This is a genomic window from Pedococcus badiiscoriae, assembly GCF_013408925.1.
GTDB classification, from domain to species: Bacteria; Actinomycetota; Actinomycetes; order Actinomycetales; family Dermatophilaceae; genus Pedococcus; species Pedococcus badiiscoriae.
Map to the genome: position 1 here is coordinate 1,351,681 of NZ_JACCAB010000001.1, position 16,915 is coordinate 1,368,595.

General features: G+C 70.5%; 18 protein-coding genes. 10 read left to right on the forward strand and 8 right to left on the reverse strand.

Annotated elements, in window-relative coordinates; translation table 11 throughout:
- Window positions 1-22 precede the first annotated feature (22 nt).
- The 6 genes from mgrA to BJ986_RS06495 are packed head-to-tail and all read right to left on the reverse strand — an operon-like array spanning window position 23 to window position 6,702.
- Window positions 23-1,069 (reverse strand): L-glyceraldehyde 3-phosphate reductase, encoded by a 1,047-nt coding sequence (mgrA, locus tag BJ986_RS06470; RefSeq protein WP_179421240.1) that lies wholly within the window; start codon window positions 1,067-1,069, stop codon window positions 23-25.
- Between the two features lie 9 nt (window positions 1,070-1,078).
- Entirely contained in the window at window positions 1,079-2,206 is a 1,128-nt protein-coding gene (gene hisC, locus BJ986_RS06475; protein ID WP_179421241.1) for a histidinol-phosphate transaminase, read from the reverse strand.
- Window positions 2,207-2,233: 27 nt separating this feature from the next.
- On the reverse strand, window positions 2,234-2,614 hold the full coding sequence (locus BJ986_RS06480; protein ID WP_179421242.1) for a phage holin family protein: 381 nt from the start codon (window positions 2,612-2,614) through the stop codon (window positions 2,234-2,236).
- Between the two features lie 27 nt (window positions 2,615-2,641).
- Window positions 2,642-4,366 carry a phenylacetic acid degradation protein PaaN gene (gene paaN / locus BJ986_RS06485; protein WP_179421243.1) on the reverse strand — a complete coding sequence of 575 codons (1,725 nt, stop codon included), beginning with the start codon at window positions 4,364-4,366 and terminating at the stop codon, window positions 2,642-2,644.
- Between the two features lie 54 nt (window positions 4,367-4,420).
- Complete coding sequence (locus BJ986_RS16750; protein WP_179421244.1) at window positions 4,421-5,098, reverse strand: response regulator; 678 nt, start codon at window positions 5,096-5,098, stop codon at window positions 4,421-4,423.
- Entirely contained in the window at window positions 5,095-6,702 is a 1,608-nt protein-coding gene (locus BJ986_RS06495) for an ATP-binding protein (protein WP_202881195.1), read from the reverse strand. The genes BJ986_RS16750 and BJ986_RS06495 overlap by 4 nt, the downstream gene beginning before the upstream one ends.
- A 188-nt stretch (window positions 6,703-6,890) precedes the next feature.
- Here BJ986_RS06495 and BJ986_RS06500 point away from each other — a divergent pair, with 188 nt between their 5' ends.
- The 8 genes from BJ986_RS06500 to BJ986_RS06535 all read left to right on the forward strand — a co-directional run bounded on the left by BJ986_RS06500 (window position 6,891) and on the right by BJ986_RS06535 (window position 13,290).
- Window positions 6,891-7,697, forward strand: coding sequence for an ABC transporter ATP-binding protein (locus BJ986_RS06500; protein ID WP_179421245.1), 807 nt, complete (start codon window positions 6,891-6,893; stop codon window positions 7,695-7,697).
- A complete protein-coding gene (locus tag BJ986_RS06505) occupies window positions 7,694-8,614 on the forward strand; it encodes an ABC transporter permease (RefSeq protein WP_202881196.1) in 921 nt (306 codons plus the stop codon). The genes BJ986_RS06500 and BJ986_RS06505 overlap by 4 nt, the downstream gene beginning before the upstream one ends.
- A 92-nt stretch (window positions 8,615-8,706) precedes the next feature.
- Window positions 8,707-9,792: an ABC transporter substrate-binding protein gene (locus tag BJ986_RS06510; protein ID WP_179421246.1), complete on the forward strand. Its 1,086-nt coding sequence runs from the start codon at window positions 8,707-8,709 to the stop codon at window positions 9,790-9,792.
- 116 nt (window positions 9,793-9,908) lie between these two features.
- Window positions 9,909-10,340, forward strand: a complete 432-nt coding sequence (gene paaI / locus BJ986_RS06515) for a hydroxyphenylacetyl-CoA thioesterase PaaI (protein WP_337794929.1) — start codon at window positions 9,909-9,911, stop codon at window positions 10,338-10,340.
- Window positions 10,341-10,761: 421 nt separating this feature from the next.
- A complete protein-coding gene (locus BJ986_RS06520; RefSeq protein WP_179421247.1) occupies window positions 10,762-11,235 on the forward strand; it encodes a hypothetical protein in 474 nt (157 codons plus the stop codon).
- A 53-nt stretch (window positions 11,236-11,288) separates the two neighbouring features.
- Complete coding sequence (gene galE / locus BJ986_RS06525; protein WP_179421248.1) at window positions 11,289-12,305, forward strand: UDP-glucose 4-epimerase GalE; 1,017 nt, start codon at window positions 11,289-11,291, stop codon at window positions 12,303-12,305.
- Window positions 12,306-12,350: 45 nt separating this feature from the next.
- Window positions 12,351-12,872 (forward strand): low molecular weight protein-tyrosine-phosphatase, encoded by a 522-nt coding sequence (locus tag BJ986_RS06530; protein WP_179421249.1) that lies wholly within the window; start codon window positions 12,351-12,353, stop codon window positions 12,870-12,872.
- Window positions 12,873-12,897: 25 nt separating this feature from the next.
- A complete protein-coding gene (locus BJ986_RS06535) occupies window positions 12,898-13,290 on the forward strand; it encodes a tetratricopeptide repeat protein (protein WP_179421250.1) in 393 nt (130 codons plus the stop codon).
- 51 nt (window positions 13,291-13,341) lie between these two features.
- Here the strand turns inward: BJ986_RS06535 and BJ986_RS06540 are convergent, their stop codons facing one another.
- Entirely contained in the window at window positions 13,342-14,373 is a 1,032-nt protein-coding gene (locus tag BJ986_RS06540) for an aldo/keto reductase (protein WP_179421251.1), read from the reverse strand.
- Window positions 14,374-14,463: 90 nt separating this feature from the next.
- Here BJ986_RS06540 and purB point away from each other — a divergent pair, with 90 nt between their 5' ends.
- Complete coding sequence (gene purB, locus BJ986_RS06545) at window positions 14,464-15,873, forward strand: adenylosuccinate lyase (protein ID WP_179421252.1); 1,410 nt, start codon at window positions 14,464-14,466, stop codon at window positions 15,871-15,873.
- Window positions 15,874-15,904: 31 nt separating this feature from the next.
- A complete protein-coding gene (locus tag BJ986_RS06550) occupies window positions 15,905-16,252 on the forward strand; it encodes a DUF2568 domain-containing protein (RefSeq protein WP_179421253.1) in 348 nt (115 codons plus the stop codon).
- On the opposite strand, the gene BJ986_RS06555 is transcribed toward BJ986_RS06550, so the two are convergent.
- Window positions 16,242-16,877 carry a VOC family protein gene (locus tag BJ986_RS06555; protein ID WP_179421254.1) on the reverse strand — a complete coding sequence of 212 codons (636 nt, stop codon included), beginning with the start codon at window positions 16,875-16,877 and terminating at the stop codon, window positions 16,242-16,244. The two genes, BJ986_RS06550 and BJ986_RS06555, sit on opposite strands and share 11 nt — an antisense overlap.
- Between the last annotated feature and the right edge of the window lie 38 nt (window positions 16,878-16,915).

Consider the following 16,915-nt stretch of genomic DNA (forward strand, 5'->3'; position numbering starts at 1 on the left):
CTCCCGCCGCAGGTGGGGCGGGTCAGCTGATGCGGGACTGGGAGCGCCAGAGGTCGATGCCGGCCTCGACGGCGTCACGGTCGATCTCCTCCAGCTCGGCGTCGGAGAAACGCAGGTTCGCGACCGCGGCCGCGGAGTCCTCCAGCTGGTCCACGGAGGACGCACCGATCAGGACCGAGGTCACCCGGTCGTCGCGCAGGGCCCAGGCCAGAGCCATCTGCGCGAGCGACTGCCCCCGCTCCTGAGCCAGGTCGTTGAGCTTGCGGATGTGGGCCAGCGACTCGTCGGTGAGCAGGTCGGGAGACAGCGACTTGCCCTGGCTGGCGCGCGAGCCCTCGGGGATCCCGCCGAGGTACTTGTTGGTCAGCATCCCCTGGGCGAGCGGGCTGAACGCGATGCAGCCGATGCCGCGCTCGCCGAGGGTGTCCAGCAGGCCGCCCTCGATCCAGCGGTTCACCATCGAGTACGACGGCTGGTGGATCAGCAGCGGGACGCCCATCTCGTCGAGCAGGTCCGCCGCACGAGCAGTGAGCTCGGGGCCGTAGCTGGAGATGCCGGCATACAGCGCCTTGCCCTGCTTCACGATCGAGGCGAGCGCACCCATCGTCTCCTCGAGCGGGGTGTCGGGGTCGGGGCGGTGGGAGTAGAAGATGTCGACGTAGTCGAGGCCGGTGCGCTGGAGCGTCTGGTCGAGGCTGGCGACGAGGTACTTGCGCGAGCCGCCGTCGCCGTAGGGACCCGGCCACATGTCCCAGCCGGCCTTGGAGCTGATGACGAGCTCGTCGCGGTAGGGCCGGAAGTCGGCGGCGAAGTGCCGCCCGAAGTTCATCTCGGCCGCGCCGTAGGGCGGGCCGTAGTTGTTGGCGAGGTCGAAGTGGGTGATGCCGATGTCGAACGCCCTCCGCAGGATGGCCCGCTGGACGTCGAAGGGCTTGTCGTCGCCGAAGTTGTGCCACAGGCCGAGGCTGACGGCTGGCAGCCGCAGGCCGCTCTGACCCACCTTGCGGTAGGGCATCGGGCCGTAGCGGTCCGGGCGGGCGAGATAGGGCGGGAGCCAGGTGTCGACCATGGCCCCAGCCTAGGAGGGCGGCAGGGCGGGGTCGACCGGGTGCTCGGCGAGGAACTCCCCGGCCACCCGGATGAGCACGTCGTTGGCCTCGGTCTCGCCGATGGTCGCGCGGACGCCGTCGGTGCCGTACTGCCGCAGCATCAGCCCTTCACGCTGGGCCGCCGCGGCGAAGTCGCCCGAGCGGTCGCCGAGCGCGAACCACACAAAGTTGGCCTGGGTGTCGGGGATGAACCAGCCCTGGCCGCGCAGCTCCTCGACCACCCGGGTGCGTTCTGCCACCAGGGCGTCCACCCGCTCCTTGAGCTCGTCGAAGGCCTTGAGTGACGCCACTGCCGCCGCCTGGGCGATCGAGTTCACGCCGAAGGGGGTCGCCGTCTTGCGCAGGGCCGCCGCGACCGGCGGGTGCGCCACGGCATACCCGACGCGCAGGCCGGCCAGGCCGTAGGCCTTGGAGAAGGTGCGCAGCACCATCACGTTGGGGCGGTCGCGGTAGAGCTCGAGGCTGCGCGGGGCCTGCTCGTCGGTGACGAACTCGACGTAGGCCTCGTCGATGACGACGAGCACCCGGCTCGGCACGGCGTCGAGGAACTGCTCCAGCTCGGCGTGGGTCACCATCGGGCCGGTGGGGTTGTTGGGGGTGCACACGATGACGACCTTGGTGCGGTCGGTGATCGCGGCCTGCATGGCATCGAGGCGGTGGCGGGCGTGGTCGTCCAGCCCGACCTGCACCGACCTCGCACCCGCGAGCGCGGTGACGATCGGGTAGGCCTCGAACGACCGCCACGCGTAGACGACCTCGTCCCCCGCGTCGCAGGTCGCGGCGATGACCTGACCGAGGACGCCGACGGACCCGGTGCCGGTGGCGAGGTGCTCGGCGGGCACCCCGAGCGTGTCCGCGAGGGCCTGGGTGAGCTCGGTGACCGCCATGTCGGGATACCGGTTGATCGCGCCCGCTGCCTCGCGCACCACCTCGAGCACCGACGGCAGCGGCGGGTACGGGTTCTCGTTGGACGAGACCTTGTATGCCGTGACGCCCTCGGGCGCGGCCGCGGGCTTGCCGGGGACGTAGGCAGGCACCTGGTCGAGGGCCGCGCGCAGGCGGACGTCAGTGGTGTTCTCGGGGGCGGCGTTGCTCATGCGGCTCACTCTAGGCGGGGCCGGGAGTCACTCGTCGCGGTCGGGAATGACCCAGTGCAGGATCATCGACACCACGGTGATCACCAGGGCGCCGAGCACCGCATCCCAGAAGAAGTGGTCGATCGTGAAGCTCAGCCCGAGCGGCCCGGAGATCCACTCGGTCAGCTGGAGCATGAACGCGTTGACGATGAACGTGAACAGCCCGAGCGTCAGGACGATGAACGGGAAGCTCAGCAGCTTCGCGATCGGCTTGACCACCGTGTTGACCAGTCCGAACACCAGCGCCACGAGCACCACGGTCGCGAACTTCGAGCCGAACTTGCCTGCCCCGAACGAGATGCCCGGCAGCAGCCAGGCCGCGACCCACAGTGCCACCGCGTTGATCGCGATCTTGATGAGGATGCCCATGCAGTGATCGTGCCAGATCGGCGGCGACTACACGTGGCGACGGGAGGTGACGACGCGGAACCGGCTGGCCACGAACGCAGCATCGACGTAGGCCGCGTTGGCCGCCGGGTTGGCCCCCGTGCCGTGGAGGTCGCTGAACGCCGCCGTCTGGTTGACGAACACCGGACCGGTCAGGTTCTCGGACAGCGCGACCCCCGCGTCGGCGGCGGCGTCCCGCGCGGCGTCGAGGACGTCGTCGCTCGTCGAGTAGACCGCGGCCGTCATCGCCCCGTACTCGCGCACCGTGTCGCGGAACTGCGCCAGCGACTGGTCGGTGCCGCTCGTGGCGATGAGGAAGGTGACCGGTCCGAAGCACTCCTGCGTGTAGACGTCCTCGCGGCTCGCGTCCATGCTCACCAGGCCCGGGGCGCGCACGACCGCGTCGGGGTATGCCGGGTGGCTGACCTCTCGGGAGTCCAGCACGACGGTGCCGCCGGCCTCATCGGCGAGCGCGGCGAGACCGGCCGCGTTGGCACGGACCCCGTCGTTGACCGTCGCGCCGAGCAGCTCGACCGCCCGGGCGTCGTCGCCGGTCAGCTTGCCCACGGCGGCCGCCAGGCGGCCACCGAAGTCCTCGAACGACAGGTGGCCCTCGTCGGTGTCGATGCCGTCGCGCGGGACGTAGATGTTCTGCGGGGTGGTGCACATCTGTCCCGAGTAGAGCGTGAGCGAGAACGCGAGGTTGCCCAGCACCCCCCGCAGGTTGTCGGTCGAGTCGACGACGATCGTGTTGACGCCGGCCTTCTCGGTGTAGACGAGCTGGCCGCGGGCCGCGCCGTGCTCCTCGAGCCAGCCGCCGAAGCCCGGACCGCCGGTGTAGTCGATGATCCTGACCTCGTCGCGTTCGGCGAGCACCTTGGCCAGGCCCTCGCCGTCGGCCTCGGGCGCGAGCTGGACCAGGTCGGGACTGAAGCCGGCCGCACCCAGCACGTCGCGGCACACGGCGACGGAGATGGCGAGGGGGAGCACGGCCCGCGGGTGCGGCTTGACGATGACCGGGTTGCCGGTGACCAGCGAGGCGAACAGGCCCGGGTAGCCGTTCCAGGTGGGGAAGGTGTTGCAGCCGATGACGAGCGCGACACCACGCGGCACGACGCGGTAGTCCTTCTGCATCCGCAGCGGGGCGGGGTTGCCCTCCTTGTCACGGCCGGGCTTCTCCCAGACGACGGACTGGGGGATGCGCTCCTGCTCGACGAGACCGGCCACGATCGACTCGAGGGCGCGGTCCTGCGCGTGCGGCCCCGCGGCCTGGAACGCCATCACGAACGGCTGGCCCGTCGTGTGCATCACCGCGTGGGCGATCTGGAACGAGCGGGCGTTGATCTGCTCGACGATCTCGACACAGATCGCGGCACGCGTCCGGGCCCCGGCGTCACGCCACGCAGGCGCTGCGTCCGCGGCCGCCGCGAAGGCCGCGTCCAGGTCGAGGTGGGGGTAGGTGATGCCGAGCGCGGGACCGTAGGGCGAGATCTCCTCGCCGACCCACTGGCCATCGGTGCGCACGTCGCCCAGCGCCCCGAAAGCACTGTCGCGCAAGGCTTCGTAGGCCGCCTGGCCCGCGTCGGCGGACCCCTCGCCGTAGACCCGGGGCGACGGCGACTCGGGGAACCGGCTGAAGTACGAACGGTCCGCCAGCGCCTGGGTCGCCTGCGCGATCACCTGAGCGTGCTTGTCGACGAGGGGGTGGGTGGTGGGCGCCGTTGCCGTGGTCATGCGGTCATCGTAAACGGCTGCAGGCCGACCCCTGGCCGTCGCAATCTCCCGGGGTCAGCGCCTCCGCGGCAGGTAACGGTGCTCGGGCCGGCCGGTGCTGCCGTAGCTGAGGTCGAGGTCGAGCAGCTGCTTGCTCACCAAGGACGCGAGGTACCGCTGCGCGGTCGGCCTGCTGGCGCCGAGGATCTCGGCCACTTCCGTGGCGCCGATCGGGCCCTTAGCCGTCGTGACGATCTCGAGCACCCGGGCCATCGTCGGCTGGAGGGCCCGACCGGCCACCGCGCGTCGCGTCGAGGTGCCCCGGAGGCTGAAGAGGGTGTCGACGACGTGCTGGTCGGCCTCGCCCTCCTGGTCGACCCGTTCGGTCCACGCGCGGTAGGCCTCCAGCTGCTCGCGCAGGGCGACGAAGCTGAACGGCTTGACCAGGTAGTAGAACGCCCCGAGCTGCATCGCGGTGCGCACGGAGTCGATGTCCCGGGCCGCCGTCACCAGCAGGAAGTCGGGCACCCGGTCTCCCGAGGCGGCCAGCCGCCGCACGAGCTCGAGTCCGCTGAAGTCGGGCAGGTACATGTCGAGCAGCAGCAGGTCGGGCGCCTGGGACGCCACGAGGTCAGCCGCCTCGGAGGCCGTGTGCGCCTCCCCGACCACGGCGAACCCCTCGATGCGGGCCACGCTGAGGGCATGGGCCTGGGCCACGTGGTAGTCGTCGTCGACCACGAGGACACGGATCACTCGACGACCTCCTTGCGCCGCATCGGCAGTGTCACGTCGAACCTGGCACCGTCGGGACTGGTGGCGGTGATGGTCCCGCCGTCGCGGGTGACGAGCCGGTGCACCAGCGCCAGGCCCACCCCCCGGCGCATGCCGCGCCGCGGCTCCTTGGTGGAGAACCCGTCGACGAACACGTCGTCGAGCCGGTCCGCCGAGATGCCTGGCCCGGTGTCGCTGACCGACATCTGAATCACCCCGTCCTCGCAGCCCAGCGACACCATGACCTCGCCGCGCGGGTGGTCCCCCACGGTCCGGGGGTCGTCGGCGACCGCGTCGACGGCGTTGTCGATGAGGTTGCCCAGCACCGTCACGATCGGCACCTCGTCGGCGACGGGAGTGGTCAGCCTGCTGGCCGGGTCGAGCCGCACCCGGACGTCGCGCTCTGCCGCCACGGTGGTCTTGGCCAGCAGCAGGGCGGTGACCACCGGCGAGCCGATCCGCGACCGGACCTCCTCGCCGACCAGGGCCGTGTCGGCCTGCAGGTGCCGGCTGTACCGGGTCGCCTCGTCGACCTCGCCGAGCTCGAGCAGCACCGACAGGACGTGCAGCCGGTTGGAGAACTCGTGCTCCTGGGCACGCAGCGCGGTGGTCAGTCCCTCGACCGAGTCGAGCTGCCTCAGCAGGGCCTCGAGCTCGGTCCGGTCACGGATGGTCACCACCCAGCCCGCTTGGCGCTCACCGACGACGACAGGCATCCGGTTGAGCACGAGCAGGTGCTCGTCCGTCACGGCCACGAGGTCCTGACCCGCGACCTCGCCGGTGACCACCCCCCGCAGCCGGTTGTCGGGCAGGACGTCGACGACCCGCTGGCCAAGCACGGCGCCCTGGATGTCGAGGAGTCGTCTCGCCTCGTCGTTCAGGACGTTGATCCTCCCCGACGGGTCGATCCCCAGGACCCCCTCGCGTATGCCGTGCAGCATCGCCTCGCGCTCCTGGACCAGGGCGACGATCTCGGCAGGTTCGAGCCCGAACGTCACCCGCTTGATCCCGCGGGCCAGCAACAGGGATGCCCCCACCCCGAGCGCCAGGGCGGCGCCCGTGTAGAGCAGGACATCCGCCATCTCGTGGGTGAACCGGACGCCCACCTCCGACTCGAGCAGCCCGACCGAGACCTCGCCCACCGGCCTGCCGTTGGCATCGAAGATGGGCGCGCGCGCGTTGGCGGACCGGCCGAGGCTGCCCTGGTCGACCCCGGTGTGCACCCGGCCGTCGAGGGCGACGACGGGCTCCTCGATCTTCTGTCCGACCAGGGCCGGGTTGGGGTGGGAGTACCTCGTGCCGTCGCGCCCGATGATGACGACGTAGGACGCCCCGGAGTCGCGGCGGACCGCCTCGGCGAGCCGGCGGAGGACGTGGTCGGGGTCGCCGGCCTCGACCGCGGTCGCCACCTGGGGCACGTGTCCCAGCGAGACGGCGATGCTGCGGGTCTGCTCGACCGCCTGCTGGTCGGTGGCACGGCTCGTGACCCGGGTGAACAGCGCGAGTCCGAGGGCCATCGTCACAGCCATGATCCCGAGGACGGCGAAGAGAATCCGGGAGGCCAGGGTGCGGCCCATTCGCGGCATACGTCTCCTCGTCCCGGGTGGGTGGTCCCACCGCTGGCGCCGGCCGGCGCCGTCCCCAGCATGACTGAGCAGAACGCACAAAACCACGGCTATCGCGGCATACGGGGGCAACGCACAGAAGGGTTCCGCGCCGAAGGGACCCGCTCCTACGGTGACGCAACTCATCGTCGAGGAAAGAGGTTCGGCCAATGGCGGCCATCGAACTGCGGAACGTCACCAAGAAGTTCGCGACAGCGGACGGCGGCACCTACACCGCCCTGAAGGACCTGTCGCTGACCGTGGAGGAGGGACAGTTCTGCGCGGTCGTCGGACCGACGGGCTGCGGCAAGTCCACGACCCTCACCCTCGTCTCCGGCCTCGAACGCCCCTCGCGCGGCGAGGCCTTCGTCCACGGCCAGGAGGTCAAGGGCATCGAGACCGGCACCGGGTTCGTCTTCCAGCAGGATGCCGTCTTCCCGTGGCGCTCGGTACTGGACAACGTCGCCGCGGGTCCGATCTACCGGGGCAAGGACCGGAGCGAGGCAACCGCCCAAGCCCGTGACTGGCTGCGCCGCGTCGGGCTGTCCGGTTTCGAGGACCGCTTCCCCCACCAGCTCTCCGGCGGCATGCGCAAGCGCGTCGCGCTCGCCCAGACCCTGATCAACGAGCCGCGGATCCTGCTCATGGACGAGCCGTTCAGCGCTCTCGACGTGCAGACCCGGGCGATCATGTCGACCGAGCTGCTGCACCTGTGGGACCAGACCAAGCCGGCCGTGGTGTTCGTGACCCACGACCTCGAGGAGGCCATCGCCCTCGCCGACAAGGTCGTCGTGCTGACTGCCGGACCGGGCACGGTGAAGGCCGAGTTCGAGATCGACCTGCCCCGCCCGCGTGTGGTGCAGGAGATCCGGTTCGACCCCCGGTTCATCGAGCTCTACGAGCAGATCTGGGAGGCCCTGCGCGCCGAGGTCGCCGAGGCGTACGACCGCACCACCCGGACGGCGGTGGCGTCATGATGGACACCTCCAGTGCCGACTCGCACACGACCGACAGCGTCGTGGCCCTGGCGGCGGAGTTCGGCCGCATCGAGGTCCAGGGAGACATCGCAGGGCCGCGGCGGCGCGGGCCCCGGGGCATGCGTCGGCGCCTGGTCCTCGCGGGAGTGCGGACGGCCATCGTCGTGGTGGCGCTTGCGGTCTGGCAGCTGTGCGTGCAGGCCAAGATCGTCGACCCGTTCTTCTGGGGCGAGCCCACGGGTGTCTGGCACACCCTCATCGACTGGTTCACTGTCGGGACCACCCAGGGCTCGCTCGGCCAGCAGGTCCTCGTCACGCTCGAGGAAGCCGTGATGGGCTTCATCATCGGGTCGATCCTCGGCATCGTCTGCGGCATCGCCCTGGGTCGGGTGGCGGTGCTCTCGGAGATCTTCGGGCCGTTCCTCAAGGCCGCGAACTCGATCCCCCGCATCATCCTCGGCGCCATCTTCACGGTGGCCTTCGGCTTCGGGATCCAGTCCAAGGTGATCCTCGCGGTCGTCCTGGTGTTCTTCGGTGTCTTCTTCAACGCCTACCAGGGCTCGCGTGAGGTGGACCGCAACCTCATCGCCAACGCCCGGCTGCTGGGCGCCTCGCGCTGGCAGGTGACCCGCGACGTCGTCCTGCCGTCCGCGTTCACCTGGATCCTCGCGAGCCTGCACATCAGCTTCGGGTTCGCCCTCATCGGCGCGCTGGTCGGCGAGATCCTCGGCGCCAACGCAGGCCTGGGCCTGCTGATCCGCTCCTCGCAGAACAACTTCGACATGAACGGCGTGCTCGCCGGCATGGTGCTCGTCGCCATCATCGCGCTCACGGCGGAAGCCCTCATCAGCCTGCTCGAGCGACGCCTGCTCCGCTGGCGCCCTCCCCAGACCCACGGAGGTGCGGCAGTCCAGTGAGAGCAGGCCGCACCAACTGCGGCACCCCCCGCACGATCCGCATCACCCGCACCATCACACGCAGCACCACCACGCAGCTCAAAGGAGAGTTCATGTCCACCACTCAACGCTTTGCAACCCTCGGGGTCGCACTGCTTGCCGCCTCGAGCCTGGCCGCCTGCGCCAACAACGCCTCCGGGTCCTCCGGCGCGGCAGCTGGCGGCGGCTCGTCGTCCAGCTCCTCGGCGGCCGCCAACGCCCCCCAGGTCACCATCATGGTCGGCGGCATGAGCAAGCAGATCTACCTGCCGTTCATGCTCGCCAAGCGCCTCGGCTACTACGACAAGGCCGGCGTCAACGTCAACCTCATCGACGAGCCCGCCGGTGGCGACGCCACCCAGAACATGCTCGCCGGCCAGGTCCAGGGCGTCGGTGGCTTCTACGACCACAACATCGCCCTGCAGGCGCAGGGCAAGTCGTCCGAGGCTGTCGTGTCCATGCTCCAGATCCCCGGCGAGGTGGAGCTGTGCCGCAGCGACCTCAAGGGCAAGGTCAAGAGCCCGGCCGACTTCAAGGGTCGCTCGCTCGGCATCACCGACACCGGCTCGTCGACCGACTTCCTCACGCAGTACCTGAGCAAGAAGAACGGCGTCGACCCGACCCAGGAGACCCGTCGTGGTGTGGGCGCCGGCCAGACCTTCATCGCCGCGATGAAGCAGAAGGCCATCGACTGCGGCATGACGACCGAGCCGACGGTGTCCAAAGCACTGTCCGACGGAACGGCCTTCATCCTGCTCGACATGCGCACGGCCGACGGGTCGAAGGCCGCCCTCGGTGGCACCTACCCGGCGACGTCGCTGTACATGCCGGTCGACTGGGTGAACGCGCACAAGGACACCGTCCAGAAGCTCGTCAACGCCTACGTCGCCACCCTGAAGTGGATCCAGGGCCACACCGGGGCGCAGATCGCCGACCAGATGCCCGCTGACTACTACAGCGGCGTCGGCAAGGCGGCCTACGTCAAGGCGCTGGACAGCGAGCGCGGCATCTTCAACCCGACCGGCCTCATGCCGGCCGACGGCCCGCCCACCTGCCTCGCAGTGCTGAGCGAGTTCAACCCGAAGGTGAAGGGCAAGGCGATCGACCTGTCCAAGACCTACACGAACGACTTCGTGCAGGCAGCGACGCCGATCAGCTGACCGGCTCCGCCCCCCCCACTCGGGAGGTATGCCGCGGGTTCGCACCGCGGCATACCTCCCGTTGCGTTGTGCCCGGTCTCTGCCAGACTCCGGATCATGCACCCGGAGGAAGGTCGGTGACCGCGGACCTCACGCACGTCCTGACGATGTGGGACGGCGACGAGGCTTCCCGGGCACTCGGCATGGAGGCGACCGTCATCGAGGTCGACCACGCCGTGGTGCGCATGACGGTCACCGCCGCGATGGTCAACGGCCACGACATCGCCCACGGGGGCTACCTGTTCACGCTGGCCGACTCGACCTTCGCGCTCGTCTGCAACTCCGGTGGCCACCCCACGGTCGCCGCCGGCGCGGACATCACGTTCATCGCGGCGGCTCGCCGTGGCGACGTCCTCGTCGCGCAGGGCTGGGCGCGCGCGTCGTACGGGCGCAGCGGCCTCACCGACGTCACCGTCACGCGGGAGGCCGACGGCGCCGTGATCGCCGAGTTCCGCGGCCGGTCGCGCACGCTGAGCTCCGCCCCCACGCGAGCGGACGAGCAGCTCTAGCCACCCGTCCGTCACTGGCGGGCCGGCGAGCAGCCCCAGCCGCCCCTCCATCACTGGGGCCGGCGAGCAGCGCCGGCCACATCACCATTTCGGGCTCCTATGCCGTGCCCCACGCTCAGGGGCACGGCAAGCGCGCGGGACGTACGGGCGCCAGGGGCCTCGCCGACGTCACCGTCACTGAGAAGGGCGGCGAGCAGCGCCGGCCCCATCACCATTTCGGGTTCCTATGCCGTGCCCCACGCTCAGGGGCACGGCATAGCGTCGAGAGCGCCGTCCTCACCATGCCCGCCACCGAGCCCCGGATCGCCGTGACGGCGCCGTTGCGGACCGCGAGTCCACCGCGGGGACGTGGATCCGGGCTCGTCCACAGGGCTGGGCGCGATGCCTGTCAGGAGCTGGCCCGGCGCGCCAGGCTGGGTGCATGTTCGAGACCCGGAGCGCGTCGATCGCCCGATTGGTGGCGGCCTGGGAGGACGCCCAGGATTCCCTCACTCTGGAGGAGAGCGTCGGGCTGGCCTTGCGGAGCCACCGCAGCGTGATGGGCCTGGGCCAGCGTTCCTACGCGCAGGACCGTGGCTGGAGCAAGAGCCACGGGGCTCGACTGGAGAGCGCGCCGCAGACGCTCAAGCTCGCGGATGTCCTCTCCGCGCTCGAGGGGACGGGTTACCACCTGGTGCTGCACCGGGACCGGGACGACGCGCCCGTCGCGCCGGTGGAGTGGCCGGTCACCGAGCTGGTGGCACGGTTCAGTGACGGTCGCCGGCTACCGGCCGCGGCCAACCCGGTGCGCTCGTGGTGCGCGCATTCCTGGTTCTTCACCCGCCACCCCGAGGCCAAGGAGACACCGGACTGGACGTGGACCACCCGGAGGCGATGGGACGGTCGCACCGACTGACCGCGCGGTGATAGCGCACGCGGGGAACCCAGCGCGCGGCATACGGTAGGGCCATGCGCGTCCTCGTCACCGGCGGTGCCGGCTACATCGGATCCCACACCGTCGTCCAGCTCGTGGCGGCGGGCCACGAGGTCGTCGTCGTCGACAACTTCTCCAACGCCAAGCCCACCGTGGTCGGGCGCCTCGAGGCGCTCACCGGGACGCCCCTCGAGGTGCACGCCTTCGACCTGACCGACCGCGACAAGGTCGAGTCGCTCTTCGCGGCGCGCCAGTTCGACGCGGTGATCCACTTCGCCGGGCTCAAGGCCGTGGGCGAGAGCGTGGACGTGCCGCTGGAGTACTACCAGAACAACCTCGACTCGACCTTCGCGCTCGTGCGCGCCATGCAACGGCACGGCTGCTACCGCCTCGTCTTCTCCTCCTCCGCCACGGTCTACGGCGACAACGCGCCCGTGCCGATGAAGGAGGAGTACCCGACCTCGGCGACCAACCCCTACGGCTGGACCAAGGTGATGATCGAGCAGGTGCTGCGGGACGTCGCGAGCACCGACGAGCGGTGGAGGATCGCCCTGCTGCGCTACTTCAACCCGGTCGGTGCGCACGCCTCGGGAACGATCGGCGAGGACCCCCAGGGCATCCCCAACAACCTCATGCCGTTCATCGCCCAGGTCGCGGTCGGCAAGCTGGAGAAGCTCAACGTCTTCGGCGGCGACTACGACACCCCCGACGGGACGGCCCTGCGCGACTACATCCACGTCGAGGACCTGGCCGCCGGTCACCTCGCCGCCCTGACCAAGCTCGGCAGCACCGACGAGCGGGTCTCGACCTGGAACCTCGGCACCGGCCACGGGACGTCGGTCCTCGAGGTGCTGCACGCCTTCGAGAAGGCGTGCGGCCACGAGCTGCCCCACGAGATCGTGGAACGACGCGCTGGCGACATCGCCGCCTCGTATGCCGACCCCTCACGTGCGGAGCGCGAGCTCGGGTGGAAGGCCACCCGCACCATCGAGGACATGTGCGCCGACCAGTGGCGCTGGCAGCGCGGCAACCCGCTGGGCTACCCGGACTGAGACCCCCGACTGGGACCCCGGGTGTCCGAGCCGTTGAATGGACCCATGGCAGCCCAGCGTCCCTATCGAGTCACCGTCGTCTGCACCGGCAACATCTGCCGCTCCCCGATGGGCGAGTTCATCCTGCGCGAACGGTTCGAGGACGCGGGCCTGGGCGGCGTCGTGGAGGTCGACTCCGCGGGCACCCACTCGTGGGAGGTGGGCAGCCCCGCCGACCCACGGACCTTGGCGGCGCTGGCGCGGAACGGCCACGGCGACTTCGGGGGCCGCGACCACGTCGCGCGCAAGTTCGAGCCCTCCTGGCTGTCTGAGGTCGACCTCGTGCTGGCCGCCGACGCCGGACACCACCGCGAGCTGACCAGGCTCGCCCGCACGCCGGAGCAGCGCGCCAAGATCAGGCTGTTCCGCTCGTTCGACCCCGACGCCGCCCGCTCCGGCATGCTCGACATGGACGATCCCTGGTACGGCGACGACTCCTCCTTCGACCAGACGTACGCCGAGGTGGTCGCGGCCGCTGACGGCGTGGTCGCCCACGTACGCCGCGAGCTCGACCAGGGGAATAGTTGAATATCGAACTATTGTTGAGCGGGGCATGACGACGAACAGCACGCCTTTCGCCCTTCGGCTCGAGTGGGCCCGCAGCCGCTTCGACGACGGCGACTTCAGCGCTGCCGTCGCCCTGCTGCGCGAGCTCGTCGAGGAGTCCGAGTCCGAGACGTCCGAGCACCTGCACGGCACCGCCGACCTGCGGCTGATGCTGGCCCGGGCATACTTCGGCTCGGCGCAGCTGGGCCGCGCGGAGACCCTGCTCCGTGCACTCGCCGAGGAATCGCCCGACGACGGCTACGTCCACCTGCTGCTCGGCCGCACCCTGCAGCGGCAACGCCGCTACACCGACGCGCAGCGCCACCTGGCCCTCGCCGAGGTGCTGGGAGACTACGAGCGCCCCGCCGCCTACGGAGGCGTCTCGGTCGCGACCCGCTGAGAGCGGGGCCTCCGCTGAGCCCAAGCCTCCGCAGCGACGGGCTCGCCCGGGTCAGCGGCCGCCGGCCAGCTTCCGGTCGCGCTGGTCGACACCCGCAGGGCCGTAGGGGTAGTCGTCCATCTGGGGAGCGCTGACCTCGGACAGCCGGTCGAGCTGCTCGGCGGACAGGTCGAGGTCGGCCGCCGCGAGGTTGTCGCGCAGCTGCTCGACGGTACGGGCGCCGAGGATCACCGACGTGACCGCCGGCTGGGCGCCGACCCAGGCGAGCGCGACCTGCGCGGGCGTGACCCCGGCCTCCTTCGCCACCTCGACCACGGCGTCGATGACCGCCCAGGTGCGCTCCTGCTGGTTGCGCGGCCCGTACGCCTCCATGCCCCGCTCCGGGTCCTCGCCCAGGCGCGACTCCCCCTTCGGCGTCGTGTCGCGCTGGTACTTCCCGGTGAGCCACCCCCCGGCCAGGGGTGACCAGGGGAGCAGTCCCAGCCCGCCGTCGAGACAGGCCGGCACGACCTCGTGCTCGATGTCGCGGACCAGCAGGTTGTACTGCGGCTGCAGCGTCACCGGTGCTGTCCAACCGTGGGCCCGCGCCGTGTGGACGGCCTTGGTGACCTGCCAGCCGAGGTAGTTGGAGAAGCCGTAGTAGGAGATCTTGCCGGCGCTGACGGCGTCGTCGAGGAAGCGAAGGGTCTCCTCCAGCGGCGTCACGGCGTCCCACGCGTGCATCTGGTAGAGGTCGATGTGCTCGACGTCGAGCCGGCGCAGCGAGTCGTCGAGGGCGCGCCGCAGGTGACGGCGGGAGAGGCCGAGGTCGTTCGGCCCGTCGCCCATCGGGAAGCGGCCCTTCGTCGCGATCACGAGCTGGTCCGCGTCGGTCGGGTGGGCAGCCAGCCAGCGACCGATGATCTCCTCGGACACCCCGGCGCTGTAGACGTCGGCGGTGTCCAGGAAGGTGCCACCGGCCTCGACGTAGGCCTCCATGATCTGGCCTGACGTGGTCTCGTCCGCCTCCGCCCCGAACGTCATGGTGCCGAGGCACTGGGTGGAGACGACGGTGCCTGAGGAGCCGAGCGTGGTGTATCGCATGCTCCCCACCGTATGCCGCCCGCTGCAGATCCCGCCCGTTGGCGTCGGACCGTGTCCGCGGCGCCCTCGCCACTCTGGGAGACTGTCGACATGGCTTCGCTTGCTGACGCGACCCCACCCATCGCGCTGGGCGCCCTCGACGGCCGCTACCGCGGTGCGGTGGCCCCTCTCGTCGACCACCTGTCCGAGCCGGCGCTCAACCGGGAGCGGGTGCGGGTCGAGGTCGAGTGGCTGATCTTCCTGACCACCCACCAGGTCGTCCCCGGTGTCCGGACCCTGACCGACGACGAGCAGCAGCGGCTGCGGCAGGTCGTCGAGGACTTCGACGCCGACGCGATCGCCGAGCTGGCCCAGATCGAGCGCGAGACCCAGCACGACGTCAAGGCTGTCGAGTACTTCCTCAAGCGGCGCCTCACCGCGATCGCCCCCGGCGAGGAGGACCGCGGTCTCGCCGAGCTCATCCACTTCTGCTGCACGAGTGAGGACATCAACAACCTGTCCTACGCGCTCATGGTCAAGGGTGCGGTGAGCGAGGTCTGGCTGCCGCGCGCCACCGAGCTGGTCGAGTCGGTCGCCACCATGGCCTCCGACCTGCGCGAGGTACCTCTCCTGGCACACACCCACGGGCAGCCGGCCACGCCGACGACGATGGGCAAGGAGCTGGCGGTCCTGGCCCACCGGCTCGGACGCCAGCTGCGCCGGATCGAGCGGGCCGAGTACCTCGGCAAGCTCAACGGTGCGACCGGCACGTACGGCGCCCACCTCGCGGCAGTGCCGGATGCCGACTGGCCGTCGCTGAGCCGCGAGTTCGTGGAGTCGCTGGGGCTGCAGTGGAACCCGCTCACCACCCAGATCGAGTCGCATGACTGGCAGGCCGAGCTGTACGCCGACCTGGCCCGGTTCAACCGGATCCTGCACAACCTGTGCACCGACGTCTGGACCTACATCTCGCTCGGCTACTTCGCCCAGGTCCGAGGTCAGGGCACGGTCGGGTCGAGCACGATGCCGCACAAGGTCAACCCGATCCGCTTCGAGAACGCCGAGGCCAACCTCGAGGTGAGCAACGCCCTGTTCGACGTGCTCTCGTCGACCCTGGTCAACAGCCGGCTGCAGCGCGACCTCACCGACTCCTCCATGCAGCGCAACATCGGGGTCGCGTTCGGCCACTCGCTGCTCGCCATCGACAACGCCGCCCGTGGGCTGGCCGGGCTCGATGCCGTCCCGTCCGCGATGGCCGCCGACCTCGACGCCAACTGGGAGGTGCTCGGCGAGCCCGTCCAGTCGGCGATGCGCGCGCTGGCCGCCCAGGGCGTCGCCGGCATGGAGAACCCCTACGAGCGGCTCAAGGAGCTCACCCGCGGCCGCCGCATCACCGGTGACGACCTGCGCGAGTTCATCGCCGGCCTCGGCCTGCCCGACGACGTCGCGAAGCGCTTGGCCGAGCTGACGCCGCAGACCTACATCGGGGTCGCCCCCGAGCTGGTCGACTACCTCGACTGACCGGTATGCCGCGTGGCTGATCGGAGGTGACGTGAAGGTTCTCGGGTGGCTGGTGCTGGCCCTGGTCTTCGTCGACGAGCTCTTGGCTGCCGCGGCCGCTGCGGTCTGGGGACACCACACGGGCGGGGTGCTGCTGGCGGTCGCGATGCCGCTGGTCGTGGTCGCGGTGTGGTGGACGTTCGCGTCGCCCAAGGCGCCTCGGGGCGGCCCGGTCGTACGGCCGGTGACCAAGGTCGTCGTGTTCGGGCTGACCGGTGCCGGACTCTGGGCGGCAGGTCACCACGGCTGGGCGGTGGCCTTCCTGGTGTTCTCGCTGGTCGTGAACGGCCTGGCGCAGCTGGCGCAGGTGCGCGCGCTCGTCCCCGAAGTCAGACGGTGACCTTGCCGGTCGGGGTGTCGAAGGTGACCGCGAGCAGCCCGGGCGTGCCGTGCGGTGCGACGAAGGTGAAGTCGATGACCGAGGAGGTCTGGTCGACGGGGAGGTTGAGCCAGTCCCGCACGCGCGCCGGGTCGCCGGCGATCTGCAGCCCGTCGATGGTGACGTGGGTGTGCGCCGCGGTGGACGGGTGCAGGGACGGGTCGTCCCACTTGATGAAGAACGGCAGCTGCGGGTCGGACATCAGGCCCTTGACGCCGAGCTGACGCCACCGGAGCTCGACACCGTCGGGACGGTGCCGGTTGCCGACCACGGCCTCGCGGCCGATGCGCGCTTCGTACGGTGCGAGGTCGTCCACCGCGACCACCCAACCGAGCCAGCCGCCCCCAGCCTCGGACCGGGCGCGGACGGCCTGCCCGAAGGGGGCCTTGTCCGATGCCGGATGGTCCAGGACCTCAACGACCTCGACGTAACGCTCGTGCGCCAGCGGGAGGATCACGTTGCGCGTACCGAAGCGCGGGTGGATTCCCCCATCGACCGGGTCGACCCCGATCAGCTTGGCGAGGCGTTCCGCGGTCGCCTGCAGTCCGTCGTGCTCCGCCGCATACGAAACGTGGTCAACTCGCATACCCGACATCGTGACATACGTCAGGGAGTGCTTCTGAC

Bases quoted from the DNA above. Each gene is read 5' to 3' on its own strand.
- paaN (WP_179421243.1), bottom strand. From the start codon at position 4,366: ATGACCACGGCAACGGCGCCCACCACCCACCCCCTCGTCGACAAGCAC.
- BJ986_RS06540 (WP_179421251.1), bottom strand. From the start codon at position 14,373: ATGCGATACACCACGCTCGGCTCCTCAGGCACCGTCGTCTCCACCCAG.
- BJ986_RS06555 (WP_179421254.1), bottom strand. From the start codon at position 16,877: ATGCGAGTTGACCACGTTTCGTATGCGGCGGAGCACGACGGACTGCAG.
- hisC (WP_179421241.1), bottom strand. From the start codon at position 2,206: ATGAGCAACGCCGCCCCCGAGAACACCACTGACGTCCGCCTGCGCGCG.
- BJ986_RS06495 (WP_202881195.1), bottom strand. From the start codon at position 6,702: ATGCCGCGAATGGGCCGCACCCTGGCCTCCCGGATTCTCTTCGCCGTC.
- BJ986_RS06520 (WP_179421247.1), top strand. From the start codon at position 10,762: ATGTTCGAGACCCGGAGCGCGTCGATCGCCCGATTGGTGGCGGCCTGG.
- BJ986_RS06505 (WP_202881196.1), top strand. From the start codon at position 7,694: ATGATGGACACCTCCAGTGCCGACTCGCACACGACCGACAGCGTCGTG.
- BJ986_RS06530 (WP_179421249.1), top strand. From the start codon at position 12,351: ATGGCAGCCCAGCGTCCCTATCGAGTCACCGTCGTCTGCACCGGCAAC.
- purB (WP_179421252.1), top strand. From the start codon at position 14,464: ATGGCTTCGCTTGCTGACGCGACCCCACCCATCGCGCTGGGCGCCCTC.
- mgrA (WP_179421240.1), bottom strand. From the start codon at position 1,069: ATGGTCGACACCTGGCTCCCGCCCTATCTCGCCCGCCCGGACCGCTAC.
- BJ986_RS06480 (WP_179421242.1), bottom strand. From the start codon at position 2,614: ATGGGCATCCTCATCAAGATCGCGATCAACGCGGTGGCACTGTGGGTC.
- BJ986_RS06535 (WP_179421250.1), top strand. From the start codon at position 12,898: ATGACGACGAACAGCACGCCTTTCGCCCTTCGGCTCGAGTGGGCCCGC.
- BJ986_RS06500 (WP_179421245.1), top strand. From the start codon at position 6,891: ATGGCGGCCATCGAACTGCGGAACGTCACCAAGAAGTTCGCGACAGCG.
- BJ986_RS06510 (WP_179421246.1), top strand. From the start codon at position 8,707: ATGTCCACCACTCAACGCTTTGCAACCCTCGGGGTCGCACTGCTTGCC.
- galE (WP_179421248.1), top strand. From the start codon at position 11,289: ATGCGCGTCCTCGTCACCGGCGGTGCCGGCTACATCGGATCCCACACC.